This is a genomic window from Streptococcus sp. ST16 (assembly GCF_046098135.1).
GTDB lineage: Bacteria > Bacillota > Bacilli > Lactobacillales > Streptococcaceae > Streptococcus.
In genome coordinates this window covers 1-13,555 of record NZ_JBJUSE010000016.1, presented here as the reverse complement: position 1 = coordinate 13,555, position 13,555 = coordinate 1, and the positions used below count along the sequence as shown (strand labels likewise).

At 42.3% G+C, this 13,555-nt stretch carries 15 protein-coding genes, 9 tRNA genes and 3 pseudogenes; 8 read left to right on the top strand and 19 right to left on the bottom strand.

Annotated elements, in window-relative coordinates; all coding sequences use genetic code 11:
* The gene (locus tag ACIY14_RS08645) at positions 1-891 is read right to left on the bottom strand and encodes a cation diffusion facilitator family transporter (RefSeq protein WP_409002272.1); all 891 of its coding nucleotides are present in this window, start codon (positions 889-891) and stop codon (positions 1-3) included.
* Between the two features lie 132 nt (positions 892-1,023).
* Here ACIY14_RS08645 and ACIY14_RS08640 point away from each other — a divergent pair, with 132 nt between their 5' ends.
* Together ACIY14_RS08640 and ACIY14_RS08635 are read left to right on the top strand one after the other, a co-directional pair.
* Positions 1,024-1,578, top strand: a complete 555-nt coding sequence (locus tag ACIY14_RS08640; RefSeq protein ID WP_409002271.1) for a TetR/AcrR family transcriptional regulator — start codon at positions 1,024-1,026, stop codon at positions 1,576-1,578.
* 26 nt (positions 1,579-1,604) lie between these two features.
* The gene (locus ACIY14_RS08635) at positions 1,605-1,937 is read left to right on the top strand and encodes a glucuronide permease (protein WP_409002270.1); all 333 of its coding nucleotides are present in this window, start codon (positions 1,605-1,607) and stop codon (positions 1,935-1,937) included.
* 34 nt (positions 1,938-1,971) lie between these two features.
* Here ACIY14_RS08635 and pnuC read toward each other — a convergent pair.
* Positions 1,972-2,475 (bottom strand): annotated as a pseudogene (gene pnuC, locus ACIY14_RS08630) (nicotinamide riboside transporter PnuC); the annotation flags it as partial.
* Between the two features lie 39 nt (positions 2,476-2,514).
* Between pnuC and ACIY14_RS08625 the strand changes: the two are divergent.
* The 5 genes and pseudogenes from ACIY14_RS08625 to ACIY14_RS08605 form a co-directional block, all read left to right on the top strand.
* A pseudogene (locus tag ACIY14_RS08625) lies at positions 2,515-2,838 on the top strand (IS6 family transposase); the annotation flags it as partial.
* Positions 2,812-3,168, top strand: coding sequence for a DNA replication protein (locus ACIY14_RS08620; protein ID WP_409002297.1), 357 nt, complete (start codon positions 2,812-2,814; stop codon positions 3,166-3,168). The pseudogene ACIY14_RS08625 and the gene ACIY14_RS08620, both read left to right, overlap by 27 nt.
* 34 nt (positions 3,169-3,202) lie before the next feature.
* Positions 3,203-3,439 carry a hypothetical protein gene (locus ACIY14_RS08615; RefSeq protein WP_001287839.1) on the top strand — a complete coding sequence of 79 codons (237 nt, stop codon included), beginning with the start codon at positions 3,203-3,205 and terminating at the stop codon, positions 3,437-3,439.
* A 12-nt stretch (positions 3,440-3,451) separates the two neighbouring features.
* Positions 3,452-3,668: pseudogene (locus ACIY14_RS08610) on the top strand (DNA-binding protein).
* Positions 3,656-3,817: a hypothetical protein gene (locus tag ACIY14_RS08605; RefSeq protein WP_001062367.1), complete on the top strand. Its 162-nt coding sequence runs from the start codon at positions 3,656-3,658 to the stop codon at positions 3,815-3,817. The pseudogene ACIY14_RS08610 and the gene ACIY14_RS08605 overlap by 13 nt, the downstream one beginning before the upstream one ends.
* A gap of 224 nt (positions 3,818-4,041) precedes the next feature.
* Here the strand turns inward: ACIY14_RS08605 and ACIY14_RS08600 are convergent, their stop codons facing one another.
* The 8 genes from ACIY14_RS08600 to ACIY14_RS08565 all read right to left on the bottom strand — a co-directional run bounded on the left by ACIY14_RS08600 (position 4,042) and on the right by ACIY14_RS08565 (position 11,482).
* Positions 4,042-4,842 carry an energy-coupling factor ABC transporter ATP-binding protein gene (locus ACIY14_RS08600; RefSeq protein ID WP_409002269.1) on the bottom strand — a complete coding sequence of 267 codons (801 nt, stop codon included), beginning with the start codon at positions 4,840-4,842 and terminating at the stop codon, positions 4,042-4,044.
* Entirely contained in the window at positions 4,829-5,665 is an 837-nt protein-coding gene (locus tag ACIY14_RS08595; protein ID WP_409002268.1) for an ABC transporter ATP-binding protein, read from the bottom strand. The genes ACIY14_RS08600 and ACIY14_RS08595 overlap by 14 nt, the downstream gene beginning before the upstream one ends.
* Positions 5,641-6,432, bottom strand: a complete 792-nt coding sequence (locus tag ACIY14_RS08590; protein ID WP_000130448.1) for an energy-coupling factor transporter transmembrane component T — start codon at positions 6,430-6,432, stop codon at positions 5,641-5,643. The genes ACIY14_RS08595 and ACIY14_RS08590 overlap by 25 nt, the downstream gene beginning before the upstream one ends.
* Entirely contained in the window at positions 6,432-7,034 is a 603-nt protein-coding gene (locus tag ACIY14_RS08585; RefSeq protein WP_409002267.1) for an ECF transporter S component, read from the bottom strand. Before ACIY14_RS08585 ends, ACIY14_RS08590 begins: the two co-directional genes overlap by 1 nt.
* A gap of 350 nt (positions 7,035-7,384) precedes the next feature.
* Positions 7,385-8,905: an ABC transporter permease/substrate-binding protein gene (locus ACIY14_RS08580; protein WP_409002266.1), complete on the bottom strand. Its 1,521-nt coding sequence runs from the start codon at positions 8,903-8,905 to the stop codon at positions 7,385-7,387.
* Positions 8,898-9,626 (bottom strand): ATP-binding cassette domain-containing protein, encoded by a 729-nt coding sequence (locus ACIY14_RS08575; protein WP_409002265.1) that lies wholly within the window; start codon positions 9,624-9,626, stop codon positions 8,898-8,900. The genes ACIY14_RS08580 and ACIY14_RS08575 overlap by 8 nt, the downstream gene beginning before the upstream one ends.
* Before the next feature lie 72 nt (positions 9,627-9,698).
* Positions 9,699-10,142: a MarR family winged helix-turn-helix transcriptional regulator gene (locus ACIY14_RS08570; RefSeq protein ID WP_409002264.1), complete on the bottom strand. Its 444-nt coding sequence runs from the start codon at positions 10,140-10,142 to the stop codon at positions 9,699-9,701.
* Positions 10,143-10,288: 146 nt separating this feature from the next.
* Positions 10,289-11,482, bottom strand: coding sequence for an O-antigen ligase family protein (locus ACIY14_RS08565; RefSeq protein WP_409002296.1), 1,194 nt, complete (start codon positions 11,480-11,482; stop codon positions 10,289-10,291).
* Between the two features lie 268 nt (positions 11,483-11,750).
* On the opposite strand from ACIY14_RS08565, the gene birA reads away from it, so the two are divergent.
* On the top strand, positions 11,751-12,686 hold the full coding sequence (gene birA, locus ACIY14_RS08560) for a bifunctional biotin--[acetyl-CoA-carboxylase] ligase/biotin operon repressor BirA (RefSeq protein WP_409002263.1): 936 nt from the start codon (positions 11,751-11,753) through the stop codon (positions 12,684-12,686).
* 77 nt (positions 12,687-12,763) lie between these two features.
* Here birA and ACIY14_RS08555 read toward each other — a convergent pair.
* The 9 genes from ACIY14_RS08555 to ACIY14_RS08515 all read right to left on the bottom strand — a co-directional run bounded on the left by ACIY14_RS08555 (position 12,764) and on the right by ACIY14_RS08515 (position 13,553).
* Positions 12,764-12,851, bottom strand: a tRNA-Ser gene (locus tag ACIY14_RS08555).
* A gap of 6 nt (positions 12,852-12,857) precedes the next feature.
* Positions 12,858-12,931 (bottom strand) — tRNA-Ile (locus ACIY14_RS08550).
* 34 nt (positions 12,932-12,965) lie between these two features.
* Positions 12,966-13,036: transfer RNA gene (locus ACIY14_RS08545), tRNA-Gly, on the bottom strand.
* A 16-nt stretch (positions 13,037-13,052) separates the two neighbouring features.
* Positions 13,053-13,125 (bottom strand) — tRNA-Phe (locus tag ACIY14_RS08540).
* A gap of 3 nt (positions 13,126-13,128) precedes the next feature.
* Positions 13,129-13,202: transfer RNA gene (locus ACIY14_RS08535), tRNA-Met, on the bottom strand.
* Positions 13,203-13,212: 10 nt separating this feature from the next.
* Positions 13,213-13,302, bottom strand: a tRNA-Ser gene (locus ACIY14_RS08530).
* 11 nt (positions 13,303-13,313) lie between these two features.
* A tRNA-Ile gene (locus ACIY14_RS08525) sits at positions 13,314-13,387 on the bottom strand.
* 13 nt (positions 13,388-13,400) lie between these two features.
* Positions 13,401-13,474: transfer RNA gene (locus tag ACIY14_RS08520), tRNA-Met, on the bottom strand.
* A gap of 5 nt (positions 13,475-13,479) precedes the next feature.
* Positions 13,480-13,553 (bottom strand) — tRNA-Pro (locus ACIY14_RS08515).
* Positions 13,554-13,555 lie beyond the last annotated feature (2 nt).

Sequence of the window (13,555 nt, the reverse complement as noted above, 5' to 3'; positions counted from 1 at the left end):
CTAATGATGATGCCCATGCTTCTGCTCTAACTCTCTCACCCTCCGCCTATGTTGCGCATGATTGCTTTGACTGCTATCCACTTCAATAGTGATATTCTGCACGCCTCTTTCTTCTAAAAATTGACGCACTACTTCTTTGGTCTCCATCATCTGCTCCCAGTCCTTGATACAAATGTGAACAAGGGCATTGTTCTCTAGACCATCCATGGACCAAATGCTAAGTTGATTGACACTTTTGACGTTTGTCAGAGCCTCCAAATCCTTCTCCAAATCACCTGCCTCAACTCCTTCTGGCACAGCATCTAGGAAAATTTTCAGTGCGCTCCAAAAACGAGGAATAGCTTTTGAAAGAATAAAGATAGAAATAACTAGAGACAAAAGCGGATCGAGGATATACCAATCTGTATACCGAAGGATAATCGCCATTAGAATGACAGCCAACCAACCAAGGGTGTCTTCCAAAAAATGCAGACTCAGAATTGACTCGTTCTTTGTCTTTCCCTTACGAACTACTAGACTAGCTAGCACATTGATACTGACGGCAATGATTCCTAGCCAGAGGACGCCTTCCTCATTGACAGGTTGTGGGTGAACTATCTTTGTGATATTTTCCAATATCACTAGGACAGACCCTATCATAAGAATCACAGCTGTTAGAATGGCCCCTAGAAGGCTGAAACGCTTGTAACCCAAGGTGTACTGCCCATCTTCTTCTCGGTTTGAGATTGTTTCTAAAAGGGCCGATATGCCAATGGCTATAGCATCCCCTAAGTCATGAACAGAATCAGCAAGAACAGCACTCGAACCAAAGATTCCTCCTGCGATAAACTCAACAATAGCATAGCTTAAATTTAAGAAAAAAGCTAACCAGATTGATGTTTTAGAGTTCATTTCTCTCCCTCCTTTGGTATAATGGGTATATACATACTTCTTTCATTTGTATTATCTAATAAAATCCAAAGAAAGGATAGAAGCAAACTGTCAGCATTGTACAGTTCTGAACAGTTTGTCCCAAGTGTCTATATGCTAAAAAGAGACCGTCGAGTCAACAAGACAAAAAAAGCCATCTATCAAGCTTTTTTACAACTTTTGAACGACAAGGGCTATGATGCTACTACTGTCCAGGATATCATTGACCTAGCAGATGTTGGACGTTCTACCTTTTACTGTCACTACGAGAGCAAGGAACTCCTTTTAGATGAGCTCTGTCGCTATCTCTTTCATCATCTCTTTGAAAGGGAAGAACACTTAACTACCGAAGACTACCTCGCCCATATCTTTTTACATTTTCAGAAAAACCAGGACCGTGTTACCAGTCTCCTTTTTTCCAAAAACGACTACTTCCTCCGCCAACTACAAAAGGAGCTCGAACACCACGTTTACCCCATGGTGGCGGATGACTTGCAAGAAGCCTATCCAACTATTCCAGCCTCCTACCTCCAGCATTTTGTTGTGACAAACTTTATCGAGACTCTAACTTGGTGGCTAAAAAAAGGAAAATCCTATACCGAAGACCAAGTGGTGAGATTTTACCTTGATGTAATGGAGATGACCTCTACAACTACACTTGATAACTAAGCCTGTAACTCAGAAAGGAACCAACTATGTTAACTTCGATGATTCTAGGAATACTAACAATTGTACTAGCCCTCGCCTTCTCACTACTTCACCTTGCCGCTGCTTTTTCAGCCATGAAACAAAAGAACCACAGTTTGGGAAACACGTGTATCTTGGTCGGCAGTTGCATCACTTCTCTGGCTCTAGCCATCTTTTACTTCGTCCCACTTGCAACCATTCTTCTATGGATTGTGGGTGCGAGTATTGTCTGCTATGGAGCCTACTGGAATGGGCAACAGCAAGAAAGTCAACATATATCGCACCACCTCATTCGTATAACGATCGCTATCGTTATTACGGTGTTACTCATTTTGCTCTAACACAAAAAAAGGATCTTTTGATCCTTTTTTATTTTTAAACGCTTTTTGCTGCCTTGCTCCACTGGTACCAACCAACTAGACTGTTAATGAGATAAATCAAGTATTTCCCTTGGATTTGCAGGCTTTCTCCCCACCAGAGATAGATTGAAAAGACATTAGTAGCAGCCCAGAATATCCACTGTTCACGGTAAACAGCTGTCATGAGGATTTCTACACCATTGGTCGCATCAGTGATAGAATCACGATAGGGACGATTAGCTCCGATAGACTGATAAATAAACCCAAAGGCCAACCACCAAAGAACACTAATAGAAAGATACTTTGTCCAACCCTTGCCGTCTAGTTTACGTGCGACAAACTCTTGTTGTTCTTTCTTAAACTGGGCTTGATAAATCCAAACCAAGGGACCAATTGGCTGCATAATTGTAAAATAGAGAGTTGTTAAAACCTCACCATAGAAGCCTTTTTGAAGGGCAAGCACCAGATAAATGATGGAATTAATCAAACCAAATAGGTAGTTACTAGCACGACCTTCAGCTTCTCAAAGAGCAGAAAAAAGGTTAGTAAGGCTTGAGAGATGAATCATTTTAAAGGCAAACAATTCCAACAAGACGTCATCATTGTCGCTGTTGGTTATTACCTACGTTACAATCTGAGCTATCGTGAAGTTCAGGAATTGCTTTATGACCGTGGAATAAATGTTTGTCACACTACGATTTATCGGTGGGTTCAAGAATACAGTAAAATCCTCTATCATCTCTGGAAAAAGAAAAATAAACAGTCCTTCTATTCGTGGAAAATGGATGAAACCTATATCAAAATTAAGGGGCGTTGGCATTATCTCTATCGAGCGATTGATGCGGACGGTTTAACATTGGATATCTGGTTACGAAAGAAACGTCGAGCAGACGATAACAGCTATAAGTTAGAAGATACCGCCTATCAAGAAGATAAAGCACGCAAAGCAGAAACCGAAGATAAGCTAGCTATTGAAGCAATGAAAAGCAAGTACACCACGCTATTGCTAGAAAATATGTTGCTAAGTCTGTTTGAAATGCAAGATACAAAAATCATGGCAGGATTGCAAGTCTATGTTTACCCCCTCTATGACGAACTGAAAGAATTAAGAGGGCTAAATAGTGTCAAAGGCCACTTGTCTCATGTTGCCAGCAGACGTGAAGAATATTCTAAGCATAATATCGCACGCTACCTCAAAAAAGCCATTGAATAATATCTACCAACGGTTAAAAGGCAGGACTTAAACCATGAGTGAAGACTTAAAAACGATCAAAGAGCTGGCGGATGAGTTGAGTGTTACAAAACAAAATATTCAATATCACTACCAAAGGTTACCAAAAGAATTACAGCTTAAAAGTTCCAATGGGTCTAATCTAATAAATTCTAAAGCAGAAAAAATAATTTTAGGTAAAGTAGAAAGTAGTAGCAAATCAAATACCAAAGACCAACAAATAGAAAAACTAACTAATTTGTTAGACCAGTAACAACGATTAGCCTTGCAAGATAAAAAGTTGCTAGAAGAATACAAGGCGGAAAATGATAACTTAAAAGCCCTCACAGGAAACAGAATTCAAACACTTAGACAATCAATATAAAGATGAAGTGAACGCTCTTAAAGAGAAGTTGGAAAATTTGCAGGAACAAATCAAAGATCAAAAAAGGATAGAAGAACAAGAAAAACCAATAAAATGGTGGGGACTATGGCGAAAATAGATGATTCAGTTAAAAAGAAAGTTCCAGAATTGCGATTTAAAGGATTCACGGATGAATGGGAACAGCGTAAGTTGGGAGACGAAGTTCGAATAGTGATGGGACAGTCTCCTAATTCAGAAAATTATACTGATGATCCTAATGGGCGCTAAAAATGCGAAGACCTATGAAGACCTATTTTGTATTAGTCAAACAAAAAATCCAAAAGAAATGGTATATGATTATGACCATGAAACAAAGTAAAATCAAACCGAGTGATCTGAGGAAGCACCCGATGATCATGAAACGTTATTAAACACAAAAGTCACCCATGTGAGTTCTTGCCAGAAGCTGAAGTTAATCCTTCAACCTGGAAAACCCGCAGAGGTGACTTTTTCTATACATCTCGATTTTTCTGGCAATAATCATTAACCGATAAATATGTCTGTGAATCACCCAGCGACTCCGCTATGTCCATAATCCGCGGTGGTAGTAATCCCACTCGCTGGACAAGTTCGTGATTGCTGAACAATTCCCGTGGACTGCCGGCGAAGCCAAACTTCCCGTGTTCCATAACATACACCGACTCAAACTCGGCGGCGACCCAATCCATGTCATGGGTGATGGTCACAACTTGGTGGCCCGAATCAGCCAACTGATGGAAAATTGCGGTCAACTTGCGCCGGCTTTCCCAATCAAGCGACATCATCGGCTCATCAAATAAATAAATCGCCGGATCCACTGCCAAAACTGTGGCAACGCTCAACAGCTTGCGTTCCGACAATGACAGGTCATATGGACTTTCAGCTGTTTTATCATCCAAGCCAACTCTTTTTAGAGCCGCTAAAGCCCGCCTCGTAATCGTGTCGTGGTCATCCATGACCTGCGCGACATTCCACTCCACCTCTCGTTGAACGGTCGGGTTGAAAAGCTGATCGTCAGGATTCTGAAAAGTAATCCCAACCTTCAGTAACTTTTCGACTGGTTTAAGATCATTAAAATTTTCTCCATCGATCTTAATCACACCGGTTTGTGGTGTCAGCAAGCCCGTCAACAATTTGAAGAGCGTTGATTTGCCGGCACCATTTTGGCCGACAATCGCCACCATCGGATCGGCGAAGTGTTTGCCTTCAATATCCAAGCTAAAGGACCGTTCCGGATAAGTGAACGTCAGGTGGCTCAGTTCAATTGTGGACATAACGAACCTCCTTCAGATCAGCGTAATTCACCGGATACCGGCCATCAGCCAAGTGCCAATCCATTTTTTGAGCAAGTTGCTGGATTGTCGGGGCTGGAATCTGCCAGTCAGCTGCCAAATGATTAAACACCTCACCCGGCCTGCCCTGGGCTACCATTTGACCCTCGTGCAGCACCCACACAACGTCGGCGACTTCGCACAAATCGTCAATTTCACTGGTGACAATGAAGACAGTCGTCTCTTTGACTTGGGCCAGCCATTGGAAAAATTGCCGGCGGCCAAGGGGATCCATCTCACTGGTCGGATCATCCATAATCAAAACAGCCGGATTAGCCACAATCGCCGTGGCAATTGCCAACCGCTGGATCTGACCACCGGAAAGGCTCTCGGGACGCAAATTCAGCTGTTCAATCAGCCCCATTTGCGTGGCAACTTCTTCAACCCGTTTTTGAATCAGTCCTTCAGCCATTCCCTGATTAATCAAGTCAAAGGCGATTTCATCGGCAACCGTGTCTGCCAACCCGCTTAGTTGGCCAGCTGGATTTTGCAGTACAACTCCATTCATGGCATTATAAACGGGCCAATTGTCGGACACTCGCTGGCCAAACATGTGCCAATCGCCCTCAATCTCAGCAGACACAATTTTGGGAATGACCCCTGCCAGCACACGGCACAAAGTCGATTTGCCGGAGTGGCTATGCCCGATAATCCCAACCACCTGGCCGGTATGAACCTCCGCGTTAATCTGACGCAGTTGTGGTTGCTCAGTACCCGGATAACGGGTGGTCAAATTTTCAATTACAATCCGTTTATCTTCGTCCATATCTTCCACCCAATCAATAAAATTGCCAATCCAGTCAGACCAATGTGCAGCGTCCGTGACAGGCGATACACGCGCTGGGAGGTTCTGACAGTCCGGTTGAGATTATCAAAACCTCTCAGTTGGAGAGAAATCGACCGCGTCATCGATTGATCCAAGGTCTTAATCACCAATGGAATTAGAACCGGCAGGACTGACTTTAATTTCTGAATCAACGTTTTTTGCGGATTGGTTCCGCGAACTTTTTGTGCCTGCTGGATTTTCCGCATATTGCGCATCATTTCCGGCAAAATATAACACACCGACATCAGAACGTAGACGGTTTTATAAGACAATCCGGACAGTTCCAAATAGGCCGCGTTTTCTGAAATACTCGTGGTCACCATAAAAAAGCCACTGGTCAAAATAATCACCAATACTCGACAACCCAGAGTGGTGGCGTAAATCAGTCCTTCTTTGTAGAACGACACCCCAAGCACAGAAAACAGCACAGTTTGATTCCGACTGTAAAATAACCCTTGGATGATCAGCATGGTGCAAATCAGAAACAGGCTGAATCCCAGCGCCTTAAAGGTGGTAGAACTCAATTTGGAAAATAACAATAGCAGTGTTGCGACAAGAATTAATCCGGCCTGAAGCAATAAATTCATACTGGCAAAGCTCAACAACGTCATGTCCAAGATGAACAAGAGCTTAGTAATCGGATCGATCACCTGGTACCACTTGAGCTTGACCCGTGGCGCTCCAGAAATCAATGTTTTATCAGTCATCATTTATTATCGCTAAAGAAGTGCACCATCCGCTTCGGCAGCTGACGATAGATGAAGAATGCCAGGTAGGCCACGCAGACTTTATCCAAAATATCCAAGACAAACTCATCGGTAAATGAGGCCAGCCACACTGGTGCATGATTGGCGACCATTACCGCAAACAATGAGTCACCCCAAGCGATACCGGTCTGACCACCCCAAAAGATGACGTTGAGTGGCGTTGAAATGACAGCTGAAACGATGGCAATAATAATAGCAGAAACAAATACTCGTCTCGCTGACGAGAACCACCCATTGGCGTGCAAAACTCCGACAGCAATCCCAATTCCGATGCTGGTAATCGCATACACGGTTGAAATTGGCGATAAGGTCAGCCCATAGATCACGTTGTTGATGAAACCACTAATGGCACCGGCAACCGGCCCAGCCAACATGCTGGTAAGAAAGGTTCCCAAAGACCCCAGCCAAACGGGCAACTTTAACCCCTCCGCCAAGGCTTTGGCAACATAGTTAATCCCCACGGCAGCGGGAATCAAAGTCATGGTGGCAGCACTTAACTTAAATTTCCACATACTGGTACGATGAATCGGTTCTGTTTTCATAATCTTCTCCTTTTGTTTTTAAAGAGCCGTGTCTGGATAGACTTTCGGACGCAACGCTCTATTATATATCTACTGAACTGTCTATACACAAGATTTCCATCCTTAGTCGACATGAGCTGGAAATCTTTATTTGTTAAGTAGTTCACAACACATTATACACCTAATTTCTGAATAGTCAAGTGTATTTACAGTAAAATTTTAGAAAATCCTAAAAATTTCCTCTTATTTTCCATTTAAAAATGAAAATCATTAATTCTGACACCCAAAAAGCCCAGACGAAATTGTCTGAGCATTCTTTTATCTAGTTGTTTAAGGGAATTGAGTTCAGTATGTTTAAAGTCTCTGCCCCATCATTTCTTCAACAAACCTTGTTCTTGTAGAAACTCCTTGGCTACTTGTTCTGCTGACTTGCCTTCAACACCGACTTGATAGTTGAGCTGGCTCATCTGGCTTTCAGTAATTCTACCAGCCAATTTATTGAGAACTGTCTCCAACTCAGGATGTTTCTTGAGAAGAGCTTCTTTCATAAGTGGTGCCCCTTGATAAGGTGGGAAGAGTTGCTTGTCATCTTCCAAGACCTGTAAATCATAACGCGCCAACTCTGCATCGGTCGAATAGGCATCCGTAATTTGAATATCACCTGACTGGATTGCCTGATAGCGAAGAGCTGGCTCCATGGTCGCTACGTTGAGATTGAGCCCATAGAGAGACTGCAAGCCCTTATTCCCATCTTCACGGTCATTAAACTCAAGTGTAAAGCCTGCCTTCAACTGCCCTTCCACTTTTTTCAAGTCCGAAATGGTCTTCAAGCCATATTCTTGAGCAATCTTTTTCGGAACAGCTACAGCGTAGGTATTTTGATAAGACATAGGTTTGAGATAAGCCAGATGATCCTGTTTAGCAATGCCATCACGCGCCACTTGATAAACCTGATCTGGCTCGTGACTCACCTTGGGTGATGGTTGAAGCAAACTTTCAGTCACCGTACCAGTAAATTCAGGATAGATATCAATATCCCCTTTTTTCAGAGCTTCATAGAGGAAGCCTGTTTTCCCAAAATTCGGTTTAACAGTCGCAGTCATACTGGTATTTTCTTCAATGAGGAGTTTATACATATTGGCCAAAATTTCTGGTTCCGGTCCCAATTTCCCAGCAATCACCAAGTTTTCCTTCTCTTTTTGAGCTAAGAGGGCCGGACTATAAGACAGACCGAGCAATATGGTCACCAAGGCAAAACCAGAGAAAATCGTCCGCAATTTTGCTTTTTCCATCACTTTTAGTAGGAAGTTAAAGGCAATGGCAAGCACTGCAGAAGAAAGGGCCCCAATCAAAATCAGACTGGCATTATTACGGTCAATTCCCAAAAGGATAAAGGAACCCAGTCCCCCTGCACCAATCAAGGCAGCCAAGGTTGCTGTACCGATAATCAAGACCGCTGCCGTCCGAATCCCAGACATGATAACAGGCATGGCCAGTGGAATTTCAAACTTCTTGAGACGCTCCCATCTAGTCATCCCAAAGGCAATCCCAGCCTCCTGCAGACTAGGGTCAATTCCCTTCAGCCCAGTGATGGTATTTTGTAAAATCGGGAAAATCGCATAAATTACTAAAGCTGTCAAAGCAGGCAAGGTCCCAATTCCCATTAAGGGAATAAAGAGCCCCAACAAGGCCAGAGACGGGATGGTCTGGAAAATTCCAGCAATCTGCAAGACCCAATCCGCCAACTTCTCATGATAGCGAAGATAAACAGCCAAGGGAATCGCGATAAAAATAGCTAGTAACAAGGTCAAAAGTGATAACTGCAAATGTTGAGATAGAGCTGTCAACCAATCACTAAAACGATCCTGAAAAGTTGATATCAAATTAGTCATGAACACTACCTCCAAACAAATTTGCTACAAATTCTGTGGCAGGAGCTTTTAAAATTGTTTCAGATTCTGCCACCTGACGAATCTCTCCATCCTGTAAAACAGCAATACGGTCCGCCAACTTTAAGGCTTCATCCGTATCATGGGTTACAAAAATGGTTGTCATCCCAAACTCTTTATGCAATTCTTTCGTCAGAACCTGCAACTGTTTTCTCGAAATAGCATCCAAGGCTGAAAAAGGCTCATCCATGAGTAGGATCTTTGGCTGACCAATCATGGCGCGCACAATGCCGACCCGTTGCTGTTCTCCACCAGATAATTCACTTGGAAGTCGATGCCCATACTCAGCTACTGGCAAGCCAACTTTAGCTAAAAGCTCTTCTGTTTTCTGAGCAATTTCTTCCTTAGTCCAGCCCTTCATCTCAGGAATGAGGGCAATATTTTCCGCAACCGTTAGATTGGGAAAAAGAGCAATGGCCTGTAAAACATAACCAGTAGAGAGACGAAGCTCACGCTCGTCATAGTCTTTGATGCGCTTGCCATCCATATAAATATTGCCATCAGTTGGTTCCAAAAGACGGTTAATCATCTTAAGCATGGTGGTCTTAGCTGAGCCAGATGGACCCACTAAAACCATGAACTCCCCATTCTCAATCCGTAAATTGACATCTCTCAAGACATCTTTTTCTGTGTAGCGCAACGCTACATTTTTGTATTCAATCATTCTTTGTCCTCAATTTAAAATTTTCCTCGATTGGTCAAGTTACCAAACTTTTAATAACTAATTTACCCCATTCTAAACCTCATTTCCCTTCTCTTTCAGATTAGCCAAAATTCTTTCTTGAAAGGCTTCAAACTGGCGAATTTCTTCCTCTGAGAAGCCTTTATAAAAAACAGCATCCAGTTTTTGACTGATACGATGGCCGACTTCTTTCTGGGATGAACCAAGTTCAGTCAGAACGACATATTTTTTCCTCTTATCTACCCCACATGGACTAATCGTGATCAGCTTTTGCTCCTCAAGTTTCTTAATCATGGTTGTGAGCGTATTGTTGGTGAGACCAGTCGCCAGCGCAATATCTGTCGCGGTTGCACAGCCAGTTTCACTATTCCATAAAACCGCTAAAATCTTTCCCTGTTCACTCCGATAAAGAGCCTCAGGATCCTGACTCAGTAACTTTTGAAAAATCCGCCCATTCAACAAACGAATATGATGGGCTACCAAATGACTATCTTTCATGACTTCTCCAATTTATTTCTATATCGAATTATATTACATTGTAATACTTATCATTCCATCTGTCAATTATTTCGACTTAGAAATAATTTCCACCAAACAAAAAAAGACCTCCTACCTAAAGTAGAAGATCTTCACTATTTATAAACTTAGTCCGTCATGTCCGCTACTAAGGTACGATGTTCCAGTGGTAAACTGCACATAACCAACAAGAAGATAAATCCTGACTGTATCCAGAAGAGAGCCAAGTCAAAAATTCCATGTACAGCGACTACTGTAAGGAAGGAGAGATAAAGACCGATAATTGGTCGTTTACCAGACTCCTGACTCATATCCATCATCATATGAACTGGGATAACCGAAGAAATGGATAGGAGAATGGTTCCAATCAGGCCATAACTCAAAATGGTATCAATGTAAAGACTGTGCGCGTGTTCATGATAGGGAGCGTGGATTCTCGGATAAGAATTCATATAGGTCAGTGGTCCCTCACCCCAGATTGGATTTTGTTTAAACAAAGTCATACCCGCATTCCAAATTGAAACACGCTCCTCCATTGAAGAATCTAGGGTTCCCATACGGACTCCCAAATCGCTTGAGAAGAGGAAACAAAGTCCAATCCCGAAAACTCCAATACTGAGCCAGAAGGCACGCCAGTTTTTAATGGTTGTAAAAAGATAAATAATCGCACCAGCGATGATGGCAGGAAAGGCTGTTCGATTCTGCGTAAAATTCAAACCAAATAGATTTACAAAACCTGCTAGCACACAAAAGATTTTCAGCCATCTCAACTTCGTCGTTGTGAAGAGGTAAAAGGCAATCATGATACAGAAGCAACAGATAATCCCATAGTAGTTAGGATTAAAGAAGGTCACCTCTGCACGGTTCTGGTGCCATACTTGCATATTGGGCGAAAGAAAGGCGTAGTTAAATTTCTTTACAATTTGGAAATGCTCCAAAGTAGCAAAAGCCGCAGAGAGCACACTACCAAACAAGATTGTCTGCAGTATCAGTCGAAAGAAAGCATGTGTCAGACGTTTCTGGTAAAAACTAAAGAAAATGAGGAAGAGAAACATCAGTAAAGATGCAACCAATCCAAGCCAGTTCTTGGCGACGATAGAGATGATACTACTATAGGCAATAAAAAAGAGAAGTACAGGATGTTTGATTAATCCTTTGATAATTCCCTTCATCTCCCCAGTAACAAGTAAACCTATCAAATATAAAGCAAAGAGCGCTAAGAACAAATAAAAAGGTAAAAAGATACTTATGATCATCAAATACAAAAAGAAATCTTTTTTCGAAAGCCCTCTTATCTTATCCAGTAATCCAATTGATTTCAAAACGGATCCTTTCTGTTCTGGATTTCTCCAGAAGATAAATGCTAAACTATCTTTATATTCTACCATTTTTTCCGTCATTTGGGAACAATGAACACGCTCCCAAAATAAAAAACTTTTACGGAAGAATGAAAGTATACTCTACTATATTCGGAGATATTCCAGTCCAATAATTGCTAGAGAAAAAGAAATAAACCTCCTAAAAAGAAAAAAGCTATGGTAGAATATAAGAAAGGCGAAAATATCTACTATTGAAAGACAGGAAAAAAGTATGAAATCACACCAACTAGTCTACCAAATATTAGCTAGAGAAAAAGATTATGTCAGCGGAGAAAAAATTGGCGAAGAACTGAATCTAAGTCGGACATCCATATGGAAAGCAATCCAACGCCTCCAACAAGAAGGGCTCATGATTGACAGTATTAAAAATAGAGGTTACAAGCTTATCCAAGGCGATTTGATATTACCTAATGTGATTCAAGAGAAAACCAACTTAAACATTCTCTACAAACCAGAAACAAAATCTACTCAAACTGATGCAAAAGAAGGGATTGAAGCTGGAAACAAAGGAAATACACTCTATCTTTCAACCTGTCAAACAGCAGGTCGTGGTCGCTTTCAACGTCCCTACTACTCTCCTTCTCAAGGGGGCATCTATATGTCCTTGCAAATTCAGCCAAATCTCCCCTATGAAAAACTTCCATCCTACACACTCCTTGTAGCCGCATCAGTATACATGGCAATTAAAAATCTAACCATGATAGAAGTCGATATCAAGTGGGTTAATGACATCTACTTTAAGAATAAAAAAATAGCAGGTATCCTTACCGAAGCTATGACTTCCGTTGAAACAGGTTTAGTGACAGATGTCATTATCGGACTTGGTATAAATTTCTCTATAGCAGACTTCCCAGATGACTTAAAAGAAAAAGCAGGCAGCCTATTTATGCCACCTGCACCAATTAGTCGTAATGACCTCATTAGCGAAATATGGAATTGTTTCTACAATACAGATCCAGATGAGCTACTCTATATCTATAAAGAAAGATCAATAGTTCTTGGAAAAGAAGTTACCTTCCAGCTAGATGGAAAAGTAAAAAAAGGTCTTGCAAAAAAAATCTCAGAAACTGGGAAACTTCAAGTCGAACTTGAAGATAAACATACTATCTGGCTAAATAGCGGAGAAATATCACTAACAAGTTGGTAATAAAACAATCCCCCTTTTAATAATTTAGAAGGGGGATTTACTTACTAAAAAAAGAGCCTGATAGCTCTCTTAACGTACGGAGAATGGGGGATTCGAACCCCCGCGCCGGTTACCCGACCTAACGATTTAGCAAACCGTCCTCTTCAGCCTCTTGAGTAATTCTCCTATTAATGGGCACGAGTGGACTCGAACCACCGACCTCACGCTTATCAGGCGTGCGCTCTAACCACCTGAGCTACGCGCCCAAGTTAAAAAACTTGGTATTTGAACAAAGTTCAAAGCGGGTGACGAGAATCGAACTCGCGACAACAGCTTGGAAGGCTGTAGTTTTACCACTAAACTACACCCGCTTAATAAAATAAGATATGGCGCGAGACGGAATCGAACCGCCGACACATGGAGCTTCAATCCATTGCTCTACCAACTGAGCTACCGAGCCAAATTGCGGGAGCAGGATTTGAACCTACGACCTTCGGGTTATGAGCCCGACGAGCTACCGAGCTGCTCCATCCCGCGTTAATATAAAAGGAGGATGTGGGATTCGAACCCACGCACGCTTTTACACGCCTGACGGTTTTCAAGACCGTTCCCTTCAGCCGGACTTGGGTAATCCTCCATTATTTACAATGGACCTTGTAGGACTTGAACCTACGACCACTCGGTTATGAGCCGAGAGCTCTAACCAGCTGAGCTAAAGGTCCAACAAGATCATTATAGCGGCGAAGGGGATCGAACCCCCGACCTCCCGGGTATGAACCGGACGCTCTAGCCAGCTGAGCTACACCGCCATGAATCGGGAAGACAGGATTCGAACCTGCGACACCTTGGTCCCAAACCAAGTACTCTACCAAGCTGAGCTACTTCCCGCG